Origin of the sequence: Paenibacillus illinoisensis NBRC 15959, from assembly GCF_004000925.1 — a bacterium.
GTDB classification, from domain to species: Bacteria; Bacillota; Bacilli; order Paenibacillales; family Paenibacillaceae; genus Paenibacillus; species Paenibacillus illinoisensis.
Genome location: NZ_BIME01000011.1, coordinates 180,060 through 202,342 on the forward strand (window position 1 = coordinate 180,060; position 22,283 = coordinate 202,342).

Annotated in this window: 22 protein-coding genes; 4 read left to right on the forward strand and 18 right to left on the reverse strand. The window is 44.7% G+C overall.

Annotation, left to right across the window (positions count from 1 at the left end):
* Window positions 1-102 precede the first annotated feature (102 nt).
* Together PIL01S_RS23465 and PIL01S_RS23470 are read right to left on the reverse strand one after the other, a co-directional pair.
* Complete coding sequence (locus tag PIL01S_RS23465) at window positions 103-609, reverse strand: GNAT family N-acetyltransferase (RefSeq protein ID WP_127539636.1); 507 nt, start codon at window positions 607-609, stop codon at window positions 103-105.
* A gap of 138 nt (window positions 610-747) precedes the next feature.
* Entirely contained in the window at window positions 748-1,170 is a 423-nt protein-coding gene (locus tag PIL01S_RS23470; protein ID WP_127539637.1) for an Lrp/AsnC family transcriptional regulator, read from the reverse strand.
* Between the two features lie 167 nt (window positions 1,171-1,337).
* On the opposite strand from PIL01S_RS23470, the gene PIL01S_RS23475 reads away from it, so the two are divergent.
* Window positions 1,338-1,544, forward strand: coding sequence for a DUF1272 domain-containing protein (locus PIL01S_RS23475; protein ID WP_127539638.1), 207 nt, complete (start codon window positions 1,338-1,340; stop codon window positions 1,542-1,544).
* A 57-nt stretch (window positions 1,545-1,601) separates the two neighbouring features.
* Here PIL01S_RS23475 and PIL01S_RS23480 read toward each other — a convergent pair whose 3' ends face one another.
* Window positions 1,602-2,585: an alpha/beta fold hydrolase gene (locus tag PIL01S_RS23480; protein ID WP_246058532.1), complete on the reverse strand. Its 984-nt coding sequence runs from the start codon at window positions 2,583-2,585 to the stop codon at window positions 1,602-1,604.
* A gap of 395 nt (window positions 2,586-2,980) precedes the next feature.
* On the opposite strand from PIL01S_RS23480, the gene PIL01S_RS23485 reads away from it, so the two are divergent.
* Window positions 2,981-3,526 carry a GNAT family N-acetyltransferase gene (locus PIL01S_RS23485; protein WP_127539639.1) on the forward strand — a complete coding sequence of 182 codons (546 nt, stop codon included), beginning with the start codon at window positions 2,981-2,983 and terminating at the stop codon, window positions 3,524-3,526.
* 59 nt (window positions 3,527-3,585) lie between these two features.
* Here PIL01S_RS23485 and PIL01S_RS23490 read toward each other — a convergent pair whose 3' ends face one another.
* The 6 genes from PIL01S_RS23490 to PIL01S_RS23515 all read right to left on the reverse strand — a co-directional run bounded on the left by PIL01S_RS23490 (window position 3,586) and on the right by PIL01S_RS23515 (window position 9,847).
* The gene (locus PIL01S_RS23490; RefSeq protein WP_127539640.1) at window positions 3,586-5,094 is read right to left on the reverse strand and encodes an alpha/beta hydrolase family protein; all 1,509 of its coding nucleotides are present in this window, start codon (window positions 5,092-5,094) and stop codon (window positions 3,586-3,588) included.
* Window positions 5,095-5,249: 155 nt separating this feature from the next.
* Complete coding sequence (gene arsC / locus PIL01S_RS23495; RefSeq protein WP_174818725.1) at window positions 5,250-5,675, reverse strand: arsenate reductase (thioredoxin); 426 nt, start codon at window positions 5,673-5,675, stop codon at window positions 5,250-5,252.
* A 2-nt stretch (window positions 5,676-5,677) separates the two neighbouring features.
* Window positions 5,678-7,114 (reverse strand): arsenic transporter, encoded by a 1,437-nt coding sequence (locus PIL01S_RS23500; protein WP_127539642.1) that lies wholly within the window; start codon window positions 7,112-7,114, stop codon window positions 5,678-5,680.
* Window positions 7,111-7,440 (reverse strand): ArsR/SmtB family transcription factor, encoded by a 330-nt coding sequence (locus PIL01S_RS23505; protein ID WP_127539643.1) that lies wholly within the window; start codon window positions 7,438-7,440, stop codon window positions 7,111-7,113. The genes PIL01S_RS23500 and PIL01S_RS23505 overlap by 4 nt, the downstream gene beginning before the upstream one ends.
* Window positions 7,441-7,929: 489 nt before the next feature.
* Entirely contained in the window at window positions 7,930-9,069 is a 1,140-nt protein-coding gene (locus tag PIL01S_RS23510) for a serine hydrolase domain-containing protein (protein WP_218029848.1), read from the reverse strand.
* A gap of 112 nt (window positions 9,070-9,181) precedes the next feature.
* Entirely contained in the window at window positions 9,182-9,847 is a 666-nt protein-coding gene (locus PIL01S_RS23515) for a TetR/AcrR family transcriptional regulator (protein WP_127539644.1), read from the reverse strand.
* 232 nt (window positions 9,848-10,079) lie between these two features.
* Between PIL01S_RS23515 and PIL01S_RS23520 the strand changes: the two genes are divergently transcribed.
* Together PIL01S_RS23520 and PIL01S_RS23525 are read left to right on the forward strand one after the other, a co-directional pair.
* Entirely contained in the window at window positions 10,080-11,276 is a 1,197-nt protein-coding gene (locus PIL01S_RS23520) for an MFS transporter (protein WP_127539645.1), read from the forward strand.
* Window positions 11,269-11,925, forward strand: a complete 657-nt coding sequence (locus PIL01S_RS23525) for a TetR/AcrR family transcriptional regulator (protein ID WP_127539646.1) — start codon at window positions 11,269-11,271, stop codon at window positions 11,923-11,925. The genes PIL01S_RS23520 and PIL01S_RS23525 overlap by 8 nt, the downstream gene beginning before the upstream one ends.
* A gap of 104 nt (window positions 11,926-12,029) precedes the next feature.
* Here the strand turns inward: PIL01S_RS23525 and PIL01S_RS23530 are convergent, their stop codons facing one another.
* The 9 genes from PIL01S_RS23530 to PIL01S_RS23570 all read right to left on the reverse strand — a co-directional run bounded on the left by PIL01S_RS23530 (window position 12,030) and on the right by PIL01S_RS23570 (window position 22,143).
* Window positions 12,030-12,419: a C-glycoside deglycosidase beta subunit domain-containing protein gene (locus PIL01S_RS23530; protein ID WP_127539647.1), complete on the reverse strand. Its 390-nt coding sequence runs from the start codon at window positions 12,417-12,419 to the stop codon at window positions 12,030-12,032.
* A 19-nt stretch (window positions 12,420-12,438) separates the two neighbouring features.
* Window positions 12,439-13,428 (reverse strand): sugar phosphate isomerase/epimerase family protein, encoded by a 990-nt coding sequence (locus tag PIL01S_RS23535; protein WP_127539648.1) that lies wholly within the window; start codon window positions 13,426-13,428, stop codon window positions 12,439-12,441.
* A gap of 21 nt (window positions 13,429-13,449) precedes the next feature.
* A complete protein-coding gene (locus PIL01S_RS23540; protein ID WP_127539649.1) occupies window positions 13,450-15,948 on the reverse strand; it encodes a GH39 family glycosyl hydrolase in 2,499 nt (832 codons plus the stop codon).
* A gap of 28 nt (window positions 15,949-15,976) precedes the next feature.
* Window positions 15,977-16,945, reverse strand: a complete 969-nt coding sequence (locus PIL01S_RS23545; RefSeq protein ID WP_127539650.1) for a sugar phosphate isomerase/epimerase family protein — start codon at window positions 16,943-16,945, stop codon at window positions 15,977-15,979.
* A gap of 27 nt (window positions 16,946-16,972) precedes the next feature.
* Window positions 16,973-18,073 carry a Gfo/Idh/MocA family protein gene (locus PIL01S_RS23550; RefSeq protein ID WP_127539651.1) on the reverse strand — a complete coding sequence of 367 codons (1,101 nt, stop codon included), beginning with the start codon at window positions 18,071-18,073 and terminating at the stop codon, window positions 16,973-16,975.
* A gap of 228 nt (window positions 18,074-18,301) precedes the next feature.
* Window positions 18,302-19,387 carry a Gfo/Idh/MocA family protein gene (locus PIL01S_RS23555; protein WP_127539652.1) on the reverse strand — a complete coding sequence of 362 codons (1,086 nt, stop codon included), beginning with the start codon at window positions 19,385-19,387 and terminating at the stop codon, window positions 18,302-18,304.
* A gap of 18 nt (window positions 19,388-19,405) precedes the next feature.
* Window positions 19,406-20,206, reverse strand: coding sequence for a sugar phosphate isomerase/epimerase family protein (locus tag PIL01S_RS23560; RefSeq protein WP_127539653.1), 801 nt, complete (start codon window positions 20,204-20,206; stop codon window positions 19,406-19,408).
* Window positions 20,207-20,375: 169 nt separating this feature from the next.
* Window positions 20,376-21,014, reverse strand: a complete 639-nt coding sequence (locus PIL01S_RS23565; protein WP_164764326.1) for a TetR/AcrR family transcriptional regulator — start codon at window positions 21,012-21,014, stop codon at window positions 20,376-20,378.
* 172 nt (window positions 21,015-21,186) lie between these two features.
* Entirely contained in the window at window positions 21,187-22,143 is a 957-nt protein-coding gene (locus PIL01S_RS23570; protein ID WP_127539655.1) for an ROK family glucokinase, read from the reverse strand.
* Window positions 22,144-22,283 lie beyond the last annotated feature (140 nt).

Consider the following 22,283-nt stretch of genomic DNA (forward strand, 5'->3'; position numbering starts at 1 on the left):
AATGCACGTCAGCGTGAATTGGAGGTTTTTTTAGTTCGAAGTAGTCATTATTAATTAAAATACTGATCATGGATCATGGCTCATGGCCTGACAGCAGATCATTCACATTATTTTTTTGCCCAAAATCGCCAGATCCCGGTTCACACCGTCCAGTACAGCCACTTCCGGATAGTAGCCCCATTGCTCAAAACCATGCTTGCGCAGCAAACCAAGACTTGGTTCATTATGTCCAAAGACAAAGCCCAGAATCGTTGTAATGCCCAGCGCAGGACAAGCAGCAAAAATTGTATTTAACAAACGTCCACCGGCCCCGATTCCCCGGCATTGCTCATCAACGTACACACTGACTTCCACCGTACCGTTGTAAGCTGGCCGCCCGTAAAATGAACTCAGACTGGCCCAGGCCATAACTTGTCCTTCAAGTCTCATCACCCAGAGCGGACGACGGTCCGGTGAATGCTCCTCAAACCAAGGTACGCGCTGCTCAACCGTAACAGGCTCCAGGTCTGCTGTCACCATCCGGCTCTCGATTGTGGAATTATAAATCTCCACAATTCTCGGCAAATCCTCAAGACGCGCATATTCAATCTGCACACTATCCAGCTTCATGTCTACTCCTCCATCATTCCAGATCGAACTCTAGTATGACGAATATTATAACGGAGAAGGCAAGCAGACGTCATCCCCCAAACATTCCTATGAAAAGGCGAGGGAATACCATACCATGAACGGTTTACTCCATTGCATTTAGTTGATTGCTTTACTCTCCACAGGTGAAGAAAGTCTAATCAAGGTCGATGGCTGTCCAAATGCCATGGAAGCATCTATAAAGCTCTCTAGAGATTGAACAGAATCTGTCAAAACCTTGATTAAATAATTGTACGATCCAGCCAGCCGATGACACTCAATCACACTCGTATGATCTTTGCAAAACGCTGTGAACTGTTCACACTTTGTATTGTTATAGAGGATAAATGCTGTGATAGGTTTGTCTATTTTGTCCGGATTAATGATTGCTTTATAGCCAGCGATAATTCCTTTCTCTTCAAGCTTCTTAACCCTCTCATTCACTGCAGGGGTGGATAACCCTACTTTTTTCCCTAGTTCCGTAAAGGAACACCGGGCATTTTCCTGCAAGTGTAATAGTATGTCTCGATCAATCTCATCCATGGTTATAACTCCTCATTAAGAATTTTAAGAGAAACACTATTTTTTCAACTAAAAAGAAAGTCATTCTATAAAATTACAATCAGATTATTATGTAAGGGGAGCAATGGTTTTATTAAAATTAGATTAATAGAACGTTTCAAAAAATAAAAATACAGGAGGTCTTTACCTTGTCTTTAGAAATGAGAAATACATGTCAAACCTGCGAAAGCAGGCTCCATACGGATTCTTTAGCGTATATTTGTACGCATGAATGTACTTTTTGCCATGAGTGTACTGTGGAAATGAAGTATGTGTGCCCTAATTGTAAAGGAGAACTTGTACAAAGGCCAAGAAGTAAATCTTCAATGAGTTGTCCCCTTTCACCTGTTAAATGAACAAAAGCAGTCGATCATGGATCGGCTGCCTTTTTTAAAATTTCTCGTTGAGCTTCCTTATTCCCTATCCTCAATATCCTTCATGAATTTCAAGACAGCTTCATTCATCTCCTTGGATTGGGTCCAATGAAGGTAATGATGACCTTGCAAAGGGATGATTGTACTCGCAGGATGATCCGTAAGTTGGGTTTGTAAAAAAGTAAATAGCGATTTACCATCCTCCCTCACCCTGTCATCTTCTCTGCTAAAAAACAACACAGGCATATCTGATGGAAATGATATATGAGCTGTTTTTTTCACATTATCACCCAATTCATTGGTCTCTTGAACGACATTTTCGTTGTAAGCATTCCATGCTGTAATGGCTTTGGTCATTGCTAGATTCTTGTCCGAATAAGTACCCTCACTCGCAAGGGGAAGATAATTACGAGCATCCAGGGAGATGGCGAGTCTAGCCAATCCAGCGGGTGCCACATATCTCATATAACCTGGCATGGATGGAGGAGTTTCATTGAAGTAATCGAGAGCTGCTGGCCACGTTGCGTCTATGCCTACAACCGCCTTAACCTCTTCAGGATATTCACGAGCATAGTACATGCTATACATTCCGGAAACAGAATGCGGCATTAACACATATGGCCCAGGGATATTCAATTGCTGCAGTGCACTTCTCAGTTCCCCAACGATGTGTTCCACCGTTCTTTTCTCATCGGTCATATCACTCCAGCCATATCCGAACGGCTCTACCACGACAACTTTGTTATGTGTGGACATTTCATTCATTAAAGGCTCAAAATCCAGTACAGGCGAGGCAGTTCCCAGGCCGCTTAATAACACAATGGTGTTTGGTCCGTTCCCTTTTGTGTAGACATGCATCCGTCCATTCTCCACTTGGATATACTTTCCTATTGCCGGGTATTGATCTCTTTCTACCAGCTTCATGATGTGATGAAAGCAAATCCAGATGAGTACAACCGACAACATGAATACAAGCATTCTCTTGAAGAGGGTTAGAATCTTACTTTTCTTTTTGACACTCACTTGATACTCGGCTCCCCTCCATATTTTTTTCGTCGTCAAAATGCCTTTTTCATTCCTCCATTTGTTATTGATGTTTTACCTTGGGAACGATCATAACCCTCCAGGTTAAAGGTGAAGTACGGACCCATTTTAAGTTAAGTTTAAATTTTTGGTTTTTTTCATCTTTCTTAATAGTGGATGGTCAGTGGTGTATTGCAATTTGAGTGTTGTTGCCTGCCTACAGGAAATTCATGCATTCCACCTGTTAAAAGAAGCCAACCCGTCATAAGGACGGGTTGGCTTCGCTTCTTGAAATGGCTCTTTTCGTAAAAATTGTTGTTTTCAATTATAACAATAAGCAATTTACTTTTTATGGTATTATATACATCAAAACATCCTAAAAGGAGTGTGTAATATTGAGCAGTGAGAGTACAATCATTATTTCTCCATTAACTTATGACTTAATAGAGGATATCAATAAGACAAATGATTCGTTTAACATATATGGTAGAGTTGTCCCCAGTTTTCAATCAGGAAGATGGTCTTATACAGAAGAACTTTATGATGAAATGAGAGAAACACGTTTTCCAGATGACCAACTTGATTGGAGCCATTATATAAACCGAGAGGATAAAGCTTTGTTTTTAGCTTATATGAATAATACTTGCATAGGACAAATTAGAATCATTAAGGATTGGAATCGCTTCTGTTATATTGAAAATATTGCTACTAAAAAGGATTATAGAGGCAGTGGCGTCGGAAAGCTGCTCTTGCATAAAGCAGAAGCGTGGGCCAAACAAAGAAAACTGATCGGAATGTCCTTGGAAGCACAAGATGATAATCTTGGTGCATGCCGATTTTATGTGAAACAAGGATTCATACTAGGTGGTGTAGACACACTAAAGCAGTCATATACTCCTAATATTGAGACCACTCTATACTGGTATAAGTTATTCAAGTAACGGGGCTTTAGAGAATACAATACAGTCTCTCCAACATAGGAGCGGCTGTTTTTTATACCTCACATGTCGTCTATTTTTACGAAAGTTACCTCTGGAAAGTAGCTATTCGGTCCTTTCATTAAGGTTCCATTTTGATGTTTTAGATACAAATCGAAGAAATCCAGCATGTAGGCATTGATAGCGAAGTTAGCTCTTGCGGGCGCAATCTTTCCTGTAATGCCTAGCAGGTTGAAAATCGGTGAAATGAACTGTACATCGGTAAAATTCAAGTGTTCCGTATTTTCGATATAAAGGATTTGCCCCCCTTCGTCGGCCGCTAGTCGCATCCGGTCAAGTTCTAACTTTTTGTCTTCCGTTACTTGATCCTCCCACTCTCTTGTTAAACCCATACGTTTAAGCTCTTCATCCGTGTATACCCGGTTTTCCATCACCATTTTTAATTTTTCGAAATAGCTTTCCGAGTTGATAAACAAAAACGGCTTTTGCAGACCCTCTCTGTCACTCAAACGATAAAGCCCTCCATCAAGATCTATTCCGATCGCGATTCGCGGATCGTATGAAGCGTCATAAGCTGTCGCTCCGCCGATAGAATGACCGAACACCCCAATATGACCGAGATCCAACCTTCCCTTTAGATTACTTGGGATCTGTCCCGATTGGATAAGCTCGAACTGGTCCAGCGTAAAGATTACATCGTTAGTTAACACTTCTCCCAACTTGTCGCGAATGCTTCTACTCTCCCTGTAATCCTGATCCGGCGAAAATAAGTCGTTGGTTGTGTCGGTTGTGATTCGGCCGTCTGGAAACTCGGTTGCAAATGTATTGTAGGTGTGGTCGATCACTGCCACGATATATCCGTGACTCGCGAGATGTTCCGCTTGCGTCGTGTGGAGGAATCTGGAAGAGCCAAAACCGGGACTTGCAATGATCAATGGGTATGCTTTCTGTTTCGAAGAGACTTTGGCCTCCAAATAAGCATGATTGGATACATACTGAAGGTGCTGAAACGTAAACCCGGGAAGGCCATAATTCCCAGCCATATAATGTAAAATCTCCGTATCAGGAATAAAGGGAGCGTAATGGCCAGTGCCAGCCTGAGCCGGATACCATACCTGAACCATCAATTCCCTTTTACCTTTCGCGGTTTTCCCAAACGTTTCCTCGCGGCTTGAATCAATAAAATGGAAAGCTTGCGTGCCAACTTTCCACTCACCGGTTGGCACCGGAAGGTTGAAGACGGGAAACACGTAGAGGAGGCACCCTGTTGTAATTAGCCCTATCCCGATAAAAATTCTACCGAGTACCCTTCGCATTTGAGAGACATTCTGAACGACTTTCGGCTTGATGAACATGCCTATAAGCGAAATGAAAAACATCAAGATTATGAATCCGTACAGAAATAAAAGCTGAATCCTGTATCCTTCGACAAGCAAATGTACCACTACAAAAATGAAACTCGCTCCGCTTGTCACGAGCAGGATTGATTTTCGAATACGTTGATTATTGACGAACAGGAGCACCAACAAGCAAACACTTAAAAAGAAAAGCAGCATTTCTAAAAGCCTCACGCCAACTCCCCCTTAAAAATAATCCTTTATGTGGATTAGTCTAAAGGAGGAGCTATGTGACTACCATTGATTTAAATGACAATTACCTTACACACTTGTAAGGTTCAACTTTATCAGTTATAAGTGCATGGTATTTCTTTTCAGCGTGATCCATTTTACTTACCTTCTTTCAAGAACTGCTCGATCCGAGCTTTAATTGAATCGCGGACCTCAGCGAATGTATCTGTGATTTCTTCCTCTGTACCTGTCGCCTTGGCTGGATCATCGAAGCCCCAGTGCCATCTTTCAGCTTTATCATTACGTACAACTGGACAATTATCTTTGGCATGACCACAAAGCGTGATGATGTAGTCTGCTTGTTTTAAAATCTCAGGATCAATCACATCTGATGTATGACTTGAAATATCGATTCCAGCTTCTTTCATTGTTTGAACAGCACGAGGATTTAAGCCATGGGCTTCTAATCCTGCACTTCTCACCTCATATTTATCACTACCAAGTGCCTTCAAAAATCCATCAGCGATTTGGCTTCTGCAAGAGTTTCCTGTACACAAAAAGTAAACAAGTGGTTTGTTGTTCATGATTATTGATCTCCTTTATCTTTGGCTTGGCTTACTTGTACTTTCGCTTCGCCCATTTTTGAGTTAATTAACGTTTTTATGATCATAGCGATAACAACCAATGCTACTGTGATTACGGCAATCATTAACCAAACATTTATGTTTGTTGAATGAATCAAGTGTAGCCACAAATACAGTCCAGTTAACGTGATAAAGAGCGTTGGGATGGTGAGCACAATCCCGATTTTGAAATAACTCCCCCACGTGATTCTTACATCCTTACGGGACAGTACATTTAGCCACAAAAGTGTGGCGAGCGATCCGATCGGTGTAATTTTTGGACCCAGGTCACTACCGATAATATTGGCATAAATCAGCGATTCCCGGATGACACCTTGCGTACTCGTTCCATCAATAGCAAGCGCATCAATCATCACTGTGGGCATATTGTTCATTACCGAAGATAATATTGCAGCCAGAAAGCCCATACCCAGTGTGGAGATGTAGAGCCCCTGGTGAGCAATAGCTTGAATGACCTTACCAAGTTCATCCGTCAACCCCACATTTCGCAGTCCATAAACGACGACGTACATACCAATGGAGAAAATCACAACTGCCCATGGAGCCCCTTTAATGAGCTTCCACGTTTGAATAGCGTGACTCCGCCTTGCAGCTAATATAAACAAGATGGCAATAACCCCAGCGATAACAGACACCGGAACTTGAATGAACTCGCTCATCAAGTATGCCACCAGTAGCACGGCTAAGATCACCCAAGATATGTTGAACAGTTTCTTGTCCTTGATCGCTTCAGCTGGCTTTTTGAGCTGACTGACTTCGTAGTTCCCTGGAATGCTCTTTCTAAAGAACAAGAACAGGACCAGAATACTCGCTAATATTGAAAAGAAATTCGGAACAATCATACGACTTGCATACTCCACAAAGCCAATGCCAAAGTAATCAGCAGAAACGATATTGACGAGGTTGCTAACGACGAGCGGAAGTGAAGTTGTATCTGCAATAAAACCACTTGCGATGATAAAAGGTAAAATCATCTTTTGATCAAATTTGAGCGCTCGGACCATAGCAAGTACAATGGGCGTTAAGATCAGTGCGGCACCGTCATTTGCAAAGAACGCTGCCACACCTGCTCCAAGCAGCACAACATAAACGAACATCAGCTTGCCATTACCTCTTGCGAGCCTTGCCATGTGCAGTGCAGCCCATTCAAAAAATCCGACTTCATCTAAAATCAGAGAAATTAAGATAATGGCTACGAAAGCAAGCGTGGCGTTCCATATGATTCCTGTGACCGTACCTACATCGGATAGACTGACGACCCCAAAAAGGAGAACAAGGACAGCTCCAGCTGACGCTGACCATCCAATATTAAGCCCCTTAGGCTGCCAAATCACAAAAGTCAATGTAAGCAAAAAGATTAAAATCGCGATAATGGTCATGCTTCCTCCTGAGGACCGCAGCAGTTTTTCAATCCTGCTATTTTATCTTTCATGGATGGCAGATAGGGATACACACACTGAACATATGCTTCTGCATCTGGATTAAGAGAGTAGTACACCCACTGCCCTTTTTTCTTTTCATTAAGGAGACCGGCTGCCTTTAGTTTTCGAAGATGCTGACTGGCGTTTGGTTGTGACATGCCAATAATGTCTGTGATATCACATACACAAAGTTCTTGTTCCTGAAGTAGGGCAATAATTGTCAAACGTGTCTTATCAGCTAATAACTTATACGCCTCAGCCATCTCCTGAATGTTTTGTTCCATATGTACACCCCCTGTAATTATTCTCGTCGGTTTCTTTAATGATAAAAGCATATAATAAGTCACTTATATAAGCAATGACGAATATAAAGAGATCTAGTACTCCAAAAAAAGTCGGCAATATAAATGACCGACCTTGCTCTCGAACTAAAAATTCACATTTTGACTTTATAAAATAATGACCGTCTTTCATCTTAATTATATCTTTCGTTTGATATTCAATGACTCCACCTTGATCTAATAAGTCATTATGCTCATATACCTCTACGTGTCATTGTTTTAAGATTGCATTATTAAGTTGTGCTGCATACGAATTACTCAAGCATAATACATTTAACAACCTGCCCGTTAGTTGAATAAAGCCAGCCGGTCAAAATAATCGGCTGGCTTTATGTTCATTATTGAATGATCTTCTCCTTTGCGTAACATCTCTTATAAAATTTTATATTTCCGTACCGCCCGATCCGAGTCATTCACTAGATTAGCAGTTTTTTACTCAACTTGGTTACCCCCGCCGAACACCTCCTCGACGAGCCTCTGCGACGCCTTCTGGAACGGCCCTGCCAGGGACATTGCGGCGTCGTCCACATAGTTGATGGAGGCAGTCAGGGTCTTGCTGCCGTCAGGCGTGCTGTACATTAGTGCCGCGTAGCCCGATATACCACCGTTGTGGGTGATGATGGTACCACCGCTGTTCGATCCGGCGTCCTGTACGAACACCCCCAAGCCATAGCCGATTTTGGGGTAAGGCTTGCACATCTCGGCCAGCAGAGGGGCCGGAAGGAGCTTGCCGCCCATCAGCGCCGAGATAAACGTGTGGAGATCCTGGGTGGTCGAGATCATGTCACCTCCGGTGGAAATCCAGGAGGGGTTCTGGCTGGTGATGTCGACTGTCTTCTGCTCGCCGGCGTTCTCGTACCGGTAGTAGGCGTGGACGTGCGGTTCAGGGATCATGGGCTGGGTGTCTGGTACGACGGTACCCGACAGCCCGAGCGGCCCCAGAATCAGTCGCTGCATCTCCTCGGCGAGCGAGCTGCCGGTGACTTTCTCGATCAGCAGCCTGGCAAGCACGTAGTTGGTGTTGGAGTAGCTCCATCCCGTTCCTGGCTCAAATCGCATCGGCTTGGTCAATGCCAGCAGTACCAGCTCCTCTGGCCGATAGGTCTTGAACCGATTATCTACCCACTCCTGCCCCTGCCAAGGGATGCCCGGCGCGACCGTCCCGTCTTCGTAGTACTCGCCGGTGAAGTTGAACACCCCGCTGGTATGCTGCAGCAGCATCCGCACCGTGATCCTCCGGTCAAGCCCAAACTCAGGCAGGTAGTCTACCACTGGGTCCTCCAGCCCGATCCTACCCTCGGCAACCAATTGCAGCACCACGGTCGCGGTGAAGGTCTTGGTATTGCTTCCGATTCGGAAGTGCCCATTTGTAGATGGCTTCGCGGCGTCGCCCAGCTTGCTAACCCCCGCACTACCAACCCACTCGCCCTGCTCATCGTGCACGCGCAGCTGCACCCCTAGGAAACCGGAATCGACTATCTCCTGGATGGCCTTCTGTAGCTCCGGACGATCCTGCCCCGCAGCGAATCTTTTTTCCTTCATATTTTCTGACGAATTAAACTGATTCATCATATTCACATCTCCTTATAATAAGTTTAGTTTCTAACACACATTTGAGCCTTGATCATCTATACATACCGACCGATGGTATGTATAGTTTAAAAATAAGCTGCCTTTCGGCAGTTTAGTTTTCGTTGCTGACTTCTCGAGCTGACAAACGGTACAATTCCTCGTAACGCTGAATCATTTGCTCATCGAACAGGTCAAGCCCCAGACCCTTCAATATTTCATCGAAAAGCCTTACCTTACGCAACATCATCTCGGGTGAAGTTTGTATGACCGCCGGGTTTAGCCAAAAGTTGGTGAGAATCATCAACGCTTCGCTTAGCTCTCTTGGATAGTCGGTTCGGATCGAACCGTCTCGCATACCCTGTTCGATGATGGGCTGGATATAGAGGGGTACGCCTTTTACGAATATGTTCTCGAATTGTGCCGCCAGCAGCTTTGGATTGCGCAGGAGGCTAGGCGCCGCCGATGCCATTTCGTTCTGGGCTGGATTATCTAGAGATACACGGGAAATCTTCCGGAGCTTCTCCAGGCCGTTCAGCTCCTTGTCGTCCCTGATACCGGACAGCATCTCGTCAGCGCCTTTGAACATATGGTCGGTGACAGCCTGGAAGATTTCTTCCTTTGACTTGTAGTGATGATAAATTGCCCCTTTTGTCAGCCCACCCAGCTCATTAATGATATCCTGAATGGAGGTTTGCTCGTATCCTTTTTGTATGAACAGGTTAAGAGCAACGGTTAGAATCTGGTTGATTGTTTCTTCGGGATATTTATTCCTTGCCACTCGCTTTCTCCTTTCATACATTCAGTTGGTATGTAAAGAATATATTCGATCATTCTTATAATGTCAATAACATAAAAACAAAATCATTTGATTTGGGTGTTCAGGCGCGAGGCACTGTTAGATGGAGGTTGAGATATTTTTATAAAATGCGATTTACAAATCCTCCACATGCGTATTAAAATTGTTTACATCATGTAAAGGTTGACACAATGTAAACAAAGGAGCTCATTTTATGTTACCAAAGTCGGTTCGCTTCCCACTCTTCATTTTAATGTTAAATCTATTTATAGCTTTATTGGGTCAAGGAATGCTTATTCCAATATTGCCTGATTATTTGAAGCTATTCCATGCAGGCGGAACTGTCGCTGGTTTTCTGGTCGCTGCATTTGGTGCAGCTCAATTCTTATTTTCACCTCTGGGAGGACAATTATCTGATCGATTTGGACGCAAAAAGTTAATCATGGCCGGCATGTTTCTTTCTGTCGTTGCTGATGTCATGTTTGCGCTTTCGACTTCATTGCCTCTGCTTTACGTTGCTCGCTTTATTGGTGGAATCAGCTTAGGTTTAATGATCCCATCGAACTTGGCCTATGTGGCCGATATTACAACCCACGAAACGCGAGCTAAGGGTATGGGGTATTTTGGAGCAGCCATGAATTTGGGAATGGTACTTGGACCCGGTCTTGGTGGTCTCATTGCCGAAATGGGCATTCGTATGCCTTATTTCTGTGCAGCTGGTCTTGGATTGGTCGCTACGCTGCTAACACTCCTATTGCCCGAGACACTTGCACCTGAAAAAAGAACGCGCTCTTTACGCAATCCGGATGGAAATCACTTTGGAAAAAAAGTTTTGAGTTCCTTTAAAGTTCCCTATTTCAAGTATTTACTTCTGCTTCTCGTTATGACCTTCGGTCTCATGAGTTATGAGACGGTATTTGCCCTTTTCGTAGAGAAAAAATACGGGTTTGATGCTGCTACAATCTCTATCATTATTACCCTAGGGGCCATAATCGGTATAGTTATTCAAGTTTGGTTGCTTGATTGGTTTGTGAAAAGGATGGGTGAGATCAAGTTAATTAGACTATCTTTGATTATTGCGCCTATTGCTTTAATGTTAATGCTGATTAAAGTTAACCTTGCTTTTCTTTTATTCGCTTCTGCATTATTCTTTGCATTTAATTCTTTTTTGCGGCCTTCGGTCAGCACGCTAATATCCAAAAACGCAGGAGATCGACAAGGGTATGCATCTGGTCTGAATACCACATATTCCAGTCTTGGAACCATATTTGGCCCGCTTATTGCAGGTTCTTTATTTGATTCAAACATTAACCTTCCTTATATTTTTGGGGCAGTGATGCTGCTGGCTTCTCTGCCGCTTACCATGAATGTATTTCGCTCCAAGAAAGGAAAGTTATCTACAAGTGAATGAAAATTGGCATCAGCAATTAAAAAATAAACATCGTGATGATCTGATTTCAGCTGGTAAAGAGCTTTTTTTGAATGATGGACTATTCCAAATGAAGATCAAAGATGTTTGTGCTAAAGCCAAACTTAGCAGAGTAACCTTCTACAAACATTTCCAGTCTATGGATGATCTTCTTCTGTCTATTCATATGGAGTTAATAGAGCATTTAACGAATCATGTTAGTCGTGCTGCAGCTGAAATGGAATTCATGAATGGCTATGAACAACTTGCTGCCATGTTGAACGCTTGGATTACTTTTGCCCGGAATTATCCGGACCATATCCGGTTTATTCAATTATTTGACATTAACTATGAGTCATATGATTTTAATCAGGAGCTGAAAGAGCGGTATCATCTGTTCACCCAAAACGGAAAAGAACGACATTTTCTTCTTGGCGCATTATCAAGGGGAACTGTTGATGGAAGCATAAGGAGTAATTTACCCCCTCTTCATCTAGCCCAGTTTATCTTTACAGCGATGATGGGTATGCTTCAGAAAAGTGTTTCCAGCTGTTCAAACATCCTCAATGCATCGGATACGCAGATGCCGGAACAGTTTGTCAGTATGCTTCTCCAATATGTCTATGGTGAGAGAACATCGGAGGAAAGCTGACGAAGTAAACTGACAAAAAAAGAAAGACCGAATGTTGGCTTGAACATTCCGTCTTTCTTTTTTCGCATGGATTGAAGCATTTTCGGGCTTTCGTAGCAGCTGGCTTACACTGCCATGGTCTTCGTTTGTGTTCCTGAGAACGGTACAGGGATGTAGGCCACCCGGGTAACCTGCGTCAGCTTCACTTTGTGTTCACCCTCGGAAAGTCCTCCCTCTTGCTCTACAAAAATGATGCCCTCCTGGCCATATTCCCATTTGTAAGAAGTAACGGTCGCCATTTCGTCCAGGGTAAAGTACTGCTCGCCATCGAGTGAAAACCGGATTTGCTCACGCGGAACAGGGTTGTCGTTCACTTCAACTTGGATATCGTGAACCATGGACAACGGAATTCCCCGATAATAGGTAATTCTTGTGCGCATCTCATAACCTACCGTTTTTCCGTCTTTCTTTACATTTTTAAGACTGTTGTCGGTCAATACATAGTTATCAAACATGTTTTTACCCTCCTGCTTACTAAATATATTTACGAAGCATCTCCTGATGCTTTCTGACCTGTGTTACCGCATCAATCTCTGCCCCAGGTAGAGCAAAGCGGCCGCCCTCGTATTCACTGGCAATATAACCGTCATATTCCTTTTCTTTCAGATAATCAATGAGTTCCTTATAAGGAATGGAGTATTCCACGCCTTCTTCCGTCATTTCATAGAATTTCCCGTGGAAATGCTTAATGAATGGAAGATAAGGGTCAAGTACGGAGAAGTCGTGGTTCTCATAACCGCCGGCAAACAGAACATATTCCCGATCGACCCAGGAACGGATTTGGCTTTCCAGTTCATCAGGAAGCACACGCTGGTGACTGATGGCTTCCACATCTCTTCCCTTTGCAAATTCATTGTCAATGTACTCGGCTACAGCAGGGTTAAGTCCCTGATTCAGGAAAAATGCCGTGGAAACACGCGGATGTTTGCGGCAGAAGATTCCTGTATCTACGACCAGACCCACATAAGGGGAATTCAGTTTGAACATCAGGTCAGTAAATTTCTTGGTCTCCGGATTGTCGAAAGCCATACCGCCATGAACCTCTAGAGCCATGACTACATTCAATTCCTCAGCCAACGGGAGAGCGTCTTCAATGATGTCGGTAGGGGTCAAGGATACAAGACGAACAAGCGGAATACCGAGCTTATGAGCAAGGTGCAGCTCTTTCTTGAGCAGAGCCAGATTCTCTTTTTGCGTCAAGCGGCGGTTCTTGTATAGCACGGTGTTGATGTAAATATCGTTGCAAATGGGAGTAATGCCGTTCTCACGAATGATCCGGTGCCAATTTGCAATGTCCTCCTCCGAAACATCGGGCGCATTCCAGAGCATCTGGTCGCTGATAATTTCGACTCCTTCTACACCGATCGAAGCAAGTTCTTTGATGCAATCTTCAAGCGTCATTTTTCCCCGAGCATATTCATCCTGATAACTATATAAACTTACGGACCGTTTAATACTGGACATGTTTCATCCCTCTTCTCTTCATTAATAGCTTAAATTTGTATCCACTCTCAGTTCCAATTCAATCAGACTCCCTTCACAGGGACGCAATGCATTGTTGATTTCGATCCATCCTTCTCTTACCTCCACATGCTCGACAGAGATACAAGGAACACAGGTCTGCTTCAAGAACAGAATCTCGTCTGGCCTTATATCATTGACAGATCCGAATTTCGTCCATTCTTTGAGGATGCTTCCACGTTCATTACTCAAGATCGTCCGCTTAAGACGATAAATTCCATCTCTGAGCCCTTCCACTCGAAACTTGCGTGCATGGGTATTGGAGAATCTACGTTCAACGGACTCGGTTTTAGACATATCTACTCTCTCAGCTTCGTGAACTCCCTGCGCGAAATGCCGGTAATGATAGCAAAGCAGTTGATAGCGGTCTCCACTTCGTTTTGTCAAAAGAAAGTCATTGCCTCTACCGACCATTTGCCTTCCCATGCGGTTCAAAAATTCAAATGCATAGTAGGCGGGCTTTTTTATTCCGTCCTTGGAAATAAGCCCTGCTCCCCCATATAGCAGCCGCTTGGAGTCGGTGAATTCACTAAAGATATCGGAATAAATCCAGTAACCCATCATGCAATTCTCGGTTATAACCTCCGACATATTTTTGAGGATATAGGAGGCCTTGAAGAGACTGTCGTTCAAGGAATCCCGGTTGGAGACACTGAAACTCCATTCAGATACATGAAGTGGCAGATGCCCTAGGTTACGTTCTGCCATGGCCGTCCGAATGGATTGAAGGGTGTGCAGCATCCATTGTTCATCGGAGGCATGCACAAATGCTGGAGCTTCTCCCTCGTCACCCGGAGTGAATTCGTATGGATATAAGTACACAGACAGGAAGTCAGGCTGGACCTCTCTTCTCCCCCAGCGGTCCAACAGCATCGGCAGGTAGCGCCCTTCCATATCCATACTAAGGCCGCAGCCCCCCAGCTTAGCAGCTGGAAGCAATTCCTTTATTCCCTTCCAGGTCATTTCGAAACGAACAAAGTATTCGTCAAACCATTGCTCCATCTCTTCAGGACGGTAAACATAGTTGACCATCTGGTCAGTCTCGTCCGTGAGAAAAGCATGTTTGCTGGCATGCCATAACTCAAAGTACCAACTTTCCACCTCTTCACTGCCATATCGATTGATACAGTGAATAAGGAAAGCACGGATCAGACGTTTCCACTCCTCAGCTCCTCTTGAATGTAAAAGGGCAGGAGCTGTGACCATTTTCTGGTTCAGATTCTTTTGAATTAACTTTGGCTTGTCGCCAAGGTCAATATAAGGTTTAAGATGGTTGCGTATTAAGGCATCTATGACTTTATCCACATTGTTAAAATTGTAGCTGGCGTCCGGATCGGATGGATCTCGAATCATCATATCTTCACTGAAGATCCCCCAGATGCGTGCATAGGAGAAACCAAGCTCTCCATGGATAAGCGGAAGCTGCTCCTGCAGATCAGAGTTTAATAAATCCCTTGCATATCCTATATTGATAAGCTCTTTCCAGCTCCGCTTCTGTGGTTCACTTTCCGGTACAGCCCGGATGACAGTAACATCCGAGCTGTGCTGCAGCCGGCTGTCCAGCAAAGTCTCAAGCTCGTATGAAACTTCCAATGATCCGAGATTCTCAGTACCTTTCTGAACAGGACCCTGCTGGGACACCTGCTCATTTTTGCGGTACTGGGAAGGACTCACGAGGTACGTTTCCCTGAATACCCGGTTAAACGCGGCCAAACTGGGAAATCCGCTGTCCATTGCAATTCGCGTGATCGGCTGATCCGTATACAGCAAGTAAGCAAGTGCATGATCCAGACGGGTTTTATTCAAATACTCGGAAAACGTCATGCCCATCATCTTTTTAAAAGATTTGGAGAGATACGGTACGGATAAATAATGCAGCTCGGCGACTTCATTTAAAGTCAGCGGCTGTTTATAATTCGCATGTACATAAGAGCATATCTCCAGGAGGCGTTGATTCGGCTTGCTTGGACTATACAGCAACTCCAGCTTGTGATCCTCGACCAAATACTCGCTTAACAAGAAGTACAGTAGTTCAAAAGTGGATTGGATTAGCTTAACGGATTTGAATTTGACCGGTTTGACTTGATCGTTCAGCATCTCAGTTAAGATCTTTCTTAACCCCTCGTCCGCCTCTCGTTTGTTTCTAGCGGAACAACAGGCAAACCGGGAATCATCAGAAGTGCTGAACAGCTTCAACAATTCTTGCGGCACCTGAAATCGGGCAGCCAGAATTTTCCCCGAAGATTCCAAACGGTACTCCTCGCCCGGATGAAATAGTATAAAATCATCCTCTTCGAGCTTCATCCGTTCGTCCTGACAATGGACCGTCAGTTTCCCCTGCAAAAGAAACACAATATGAATGCCCTGGCTAGCAATGGAGTCCGAATCCCTCTCTGAAATCATCGAGATTTGTAACGAAAGCTCAGGTAACACTCGTGATATAAGGTGATGACCGTTCTCCATTGCTTAGCCTCCTCTCATGGCGAAACGGTTAGACCCACCACATCTCTGCTGCTGATTCACGTATCAAAAGGGGCTTCAGCGTATCCACCGCTTTTGAGAATCCTTCGTTAACCGACATCAGTCCGTCTTCATGTTCAATGCTTACGACATAGTCATATCCAACCAGTCGAAGTGTACTAATGAGATCCGCCCAAGTCTTGGCGTCATGTCCAAAACCTACAGAACGGAAGTTCCATGCCCGGTCCATCAGAGCCGTATACGGCTGCATGTCAGTGACTCCATAGCGGTTCACATTGACGGGATCAATGGCTGTGTCTTTCGCATGGAAATAATGGAGAGCTCCTTCACTTCCCAACATTTTCACTGCCTGGATCGGGTCAATCCCCTGCCACCACATATGGCTTGGATCCAGGTTGGCTCCGATCACTTCCCCAGCGGCTTCACGAAGCCTCAATAATGTGGCCGGCGTATGGACGGAAAAACCTCCATGCATTTCTAAGGCGATTTTTAATCCTTTATCTTGAGCGATCCGCCCTGTTTCCTTCCAATAAGGAATGACTTTGTTCTCCCACTGCCAAGTCAGCAGCTCACCATACTCATTGGGCCAGGGTGCTACCGGCCAGTTAGGGTATTTGGCATCATCAGAGTCTCCAGGACATCCGGAGAATCCAACCACAACGGGAACTTCCAGCCGTTCAGCCAGATCGAGTGTCTTCAAGAATGACTCGTGGTACTCCCGGGCGACCTCTTTCTGGGGATGCAGTGGGTTGCCATGGCAACTTAGCGCACTGATCATCAAACCTCTGGATTCAAACGCTCGCTTGTACGCTTTTAGCTTACCGGCATCCTCCAGCAACTCATCGGGGTTACAGTGATGATTACCGGGAAAGCCGCCAGTACCCAGCTCAACAGCATCCAGTCCTTTGGAAGCGATAATGTCCAGCGCCTCTTCCAGAGGCAGCTGCTGCAGAAGGACGGAAAAAACTCCGAGTTTCATAGCCGCTACACCTCCTTTACTTTTGGATTAAAAGAATACCGGTTCTCCTGTTTCTGCGGACTTGTAGATCGCTTCGAGAATCTGGGTAACAACCAGTGCCTGCTCCGGTTTCACCAGCGGCTCTTTGTCATTTAGAAGAGCATCGACCCACATGCGTGCTTCTACATCGTTGGCTTTCCGGCTTTCTCCGCTAAAGTAAGCTACGCCGCCGCCATCGGAAGGAGCTGTCTCGACCAACTGTCCGTGCTGAGCGGTATTAAACACTACATAACCTTCATCCAAAAATGCCTTACCGCGCATTTCCGCGCCAGCTTTAGTTCCGCAGAGCGTAACTTGAGCTTCCTTACCATCCAGCACATTGAGTGCCCAAGCCGCTTCGAGGTAAATCGTTGCGCCGTTTTCCATTTTGATAAAACCGAATGCGGAGTCCTCTACTTCAAATGTTTCCGGATCCCAAGGCCCGAACATATTGCCCATCGGATTGTCTTTGAGCTTTTGATAAGAGGAGCCGACCACCATCTTCGGTTTGTAATTGTTCATGTTCCACAGAGTCAGATCCAGCGCATGTGTACCGATATCAATCAACGGGCCGCCCCCCTGCTTCGATTTATCCGGGAATACGCCCCATGTTGGAACCGCTTTGCGGCGCACGGCGTGTGCTTTGGCAAAGTAGATTTCACCCAGCTCATCGTTTTCACACGCTTCATGCAGCGCCAGGGAATCGACACGGCAGCGGTTTTGGTAACCGATCGTCAGCTTCTTACCGGTACGTTTGGCTGCATCCAGCATTTTTTGCGCTTCTTCCGTATTGATGGCCATTGGTTTCTCACACAGAACGTGTTTTCCAGCTTCCAGCGCATCAACGGTAATATAAGAATGGGAAACGTTCGGAGTCAGTACATGAACGACATCCAGCGATTCGTCTTTAAGAAGCTCTTTGTAATCAGTGTATACGCTTGCATTTTCAACCCCGTATTGCTTCGCCGCTTTTGCTGCGCGCTCTTCAACGATGTCACAGAACGCTACCAGTTCAACTTCGTCGCTCAGAGCTGACAATGCCGGAAAATGTTTTTGATTGGCAATTCCACCGCAACCGATAAATCCGAATCTTAATTTTTTCTTGTTCAATGTAATTTCCTCCTACGAATAAAGATCATATTCATTTACCATTGTTAATCCATTACTATTACTTAATCATTAACTAGTGGTAAACTTATATTCTATATATAACACTCCTTTTTCGGTTTGGCAAGAATATATTTTTATTTTTTGTAAGCGCACTCATTTACAACATAAAAAAGCGACAATCCTGGAATGACCAGTTTTGCCGCTGACTATACTGTTAACAGATCAGGTTCAAGATGAGACCAGAGACTGTGCAGTCTGCACGTTGACAGGAGCGCCAGACGCAGCGCTTTCATAAAAGGCATCGACGATTTCAGCAAAATATAGGCCGTCATCCGCCGGGGCAATCAGCTGCTGCCGTTCATCTTTGATAGAGTTCACGAAATGCCTGAACTCATTCTCAAGCTGCAGATTGGGATTCAGCTTCAGTTTGGGTGTAATATCCAGGCAAATATCGGAGCTTTCTCCGAACAGCTTCAACGTACCATTGACCAGACTGGCTCCCCCTTTTGTTCCGAGCAGCTCCACATAAAAGCGGTCCTCTTCGATGTTGGAGGCCCAGCTGAATTCAAAGGAAAGACTCCCCCTGTTTTGCAGTGCCACAAATCCAATAGCCGCATCCTCCACATTAAAGGTCCCGCCTTCAATTCCCTTGTACCCATTCCGGTTCCGCGCCGTCGTATGAACGAAATTTTGATAGGTGCTTCCGGCTACATACGATACCTTCGGGCTCCCCATGAGATAAAGAGCCAGGTCCAAATAATGGGCTCCAAGGTCAATCATCACCCCACCGCCAGAACGGGCTTTGTCGGTAAACCATGTACCTCTGCCCGGAATGCCGGAACGACGGATCCAGCCTGCTTTAGCGCTATAAATATCACCAAGATTACCCTGATCAATCCATTTTTTCAGAAAGACAGCTTCATTGGTAAATCGGTTATTTAAGCCAATCATCACTCGTTTCCCTGTCCGGTTTCGAGCATCAAGGATGCGACGTGCTTCCTCACTGCTGATGCTGAGCGGCTTCTCACAATGAACATGTGCTCCTTGAGACAGCGCATATTCCGTAATTTCTGCGTGAAGAAAGTTCGGTGTCACGATGCTGACAATATCCGGACGCTCCTTAGCAAACATTTCCTTATAGTCGCTGTACACATTAGGTACATTATATTTTTCAGCCATCTTTGAAGCCTTACTCAAGTCAATGTCGCAGATCGCTGCCACTTCTACATCTTCCAAAGCCAGATATCCGTGAATATGTTTCTTTTCGGCGTTACCGCCTGCTCCAATCAGTGCGTACTTCAATTTGTTTTCCATTCTATTCACCTCTCTATGTTATAGCTCAACCTCTTCAAGCAGAAGCTTCTTGAAATAAGTCGCTGAGTAATCAATACCTTTATCCGCCAGTTCATCTGGAAGAGCTGATTTTCGCGGCTCAATACTTAGCCCGGCATTATATCCGGCAGCACGCAGCGTGGCAATGAAAGATGGCCAATCTGTCTGATCCATACCAGCAGGTGGTTCATCCACTTTTTGACCGTTAACGAGCAGGGAACCCTTCAAGTGTACATGGTAGAACCGATGTCCCCAATCGAGCGCCTCTTGCAAATAATCTCCGCCGAAAAAGCGTGCATGTGACGGATCAAATTTAATGCCCAGTTCTGGCAGGTGTCCATGGATAATCCGCCAAACTTCAGGTGTATTAACGAAATTGACTTTTCGGCAGTTATACGCGGAAATCTGGACATTTCTAGGTCTAGCATACTCAAGCAGTTCCTTGAAGAAGGCAATCGCGGCTGTGCAGTTCTCGTAGAAGGATAATTCCTCTACATAGTTGCAGCCAGAGACAAAGCTTGGACACCCAAGCGCGCTTGCTGCATCAATCAGTTTGAAGCATCGCTCCAGTTCGTCCTGCAAAATCTCTCCTTTCTCATTAATGCGAAGAGATTTCCACCGTCCGATAGAGCCCACCTTTACACCGTATTGTGTCTTCCATTGGGAAATACTCTCCAGTTGTTCACAAAATTCTTCGACACTGTCACCTTCGTTAATACAGAATTCCAGAAAATGCAGACCTCTGCGCCGAGCATTAGCAAAACTTTCTTCCTGTACAGGAGCAATTATCCCTAGCTTCATACCAATTAACTTCCTTTCCTACCTACGTCTACTTCGAATGGTTTATTTATAATAAATGGTTAACTAAGAGTAACTCTTTAATTGTAATGTACCAGACTTCTATTTTTTTTGCAAGCGCAATAAAAAAAGATGGATCCCGGTAAGAATCCATCTTTTATATTGCGTAAAATTACTTCTTTAAATAGTACAGAACAATCAATTTTGACGTTTTCGCAATTTCTTCATAACCAACCTGATGTTCCTCTTTTAACAGCTTTCCTCTGAAGGCCAAGCGCTGCATTAAACTGATGATCATCTCAACAACAAAGAGACTGGTTTCCTCCAGCTTAATGTCAGATCTTATCGACCCATCCCGGACGCCCTGCTCTATGTAATTATGCAGTACTCGACCCATAGCGCCGTCGCTGACCAATTCACGGTAAGTGGCCTGCAGTTCTTCATTCGGATAATGATCACGGTAGGTATGATCAAAGAAACCAATATATTTCAGGTGGTCAGGGTGAGCCTCCAAAAACAGAATCCAAGCGTCCAGATATCCCTCAACGCTCTCCAGCCCGTTCCTTTTTGCAATAGAATGACTTTCAATAAACTCAGTAAGTTCACCGAGTATTTTTTGCTGTACCGCAAAGATCAGTTCGTCCATGGAGTTAAAGCATTTATAGAAGGTAACTTTACTTAAATTCGCCCGCTCACAGATATCTTTTAGTCCCACATTCGTAAAATTACGCTCGATAAGCGCATGTTGTCCGGCAATTATGAATTCTTCGCGGTTACGGTTCCGTACATCCTGGTGCCATGTAGTCACCATAAACACCCCCTCCCTCATATGCCAGAGTTAACCATTTATCTAAGGTTAATCATTACTTAGGATAATATAGGCTTCTGTAAAAATCAAGCGGTTCCTAGGGGCATCGCCGTGGATGATCCATCTTTAAACAAGCTTGTCCAGCCAGCTAATGAATGGATGCGGTAACTTAGCTTCACTCATATAGATGGAGTCCTGCCGCACCGACCACACCCGCATTATTCCCGAGGATGGCAGGTACAATATCTACGTTCTCTCTAGCATTTTCAAGCGCATATTCACAGTAGTATCCCTCAATTCGGTCCAGCAGATAGCTTCCGGCTTTCGCAACACCCCCACCTACTACAAAGCGTTGAGGATTAACGATGATGGACAGCAGCGCCATGGATTTGCCCAAATATTTTGCAGCCCGATCTACAATCTGGACAGATACTGGATCGCCTGCTTTAGCCTCATCCAGCACATCTTTTGCAGATATTTCACGGATTAAAGCCAGAGAGGTCTTTTCGCCACGAATTACAGCCTCTTTGGCCATGTATATCATGCCGGTAGCGGAAGCAACCGTCTCTAGGCACCCTGTTTTGCCACAGCCACATGCAATTGCCTCGTTCTCAGCGACTACGTTCATATGTCCGATTTCGCCACCCATTCCGTTAAATCCCTGACACAGGTTGTTCTTAACGATAATCCCGCCGCCTACACCAGTACCAAGCGTATAACAAACCACGTTTGAAATTCCTGCACCAGCTCCACTCCAGACTTCCCCTAGCGCAGCTGCATTGGCGTCATTATCAATCTTGACTTCTTTACCTAAACGAGCTTCCAAAATCTCTTTTACGGGCACATTCCTCCATCCCAAATTAGGTGAAGCTTTCACAAGTCCTGCTTGAAAATCGAGAAACCCCGGAATTCCCGCGCCAATACCGGCGATCTGATTCCAGCTGTAGCCCTCCCTGGAGACTAACTCCCTCACGTAAAGTTCAATGTTCTGAAGAACACCCTCTGCGCGTTTCTCTGCTTCTGTCGGTCCTTCATATACGGCAAGCAAACTACCGTCCTCGCCACAGATCCCCACTTTTACCGAGGTTCCTCCAAGATCAATTCCGATGTAAAACTTACGTTCTAAGTTCATCACTGTTTCTCCCCTTTGATATTTACTTTTATTTAATCATTTACATTTAGTTAATCATTTTTCATATAAAAAGACAATGCCATAAGTTTAAAACTCTTACAGCATTGCCTTTGGGTAAAACTGCAACACAACAGCTGATG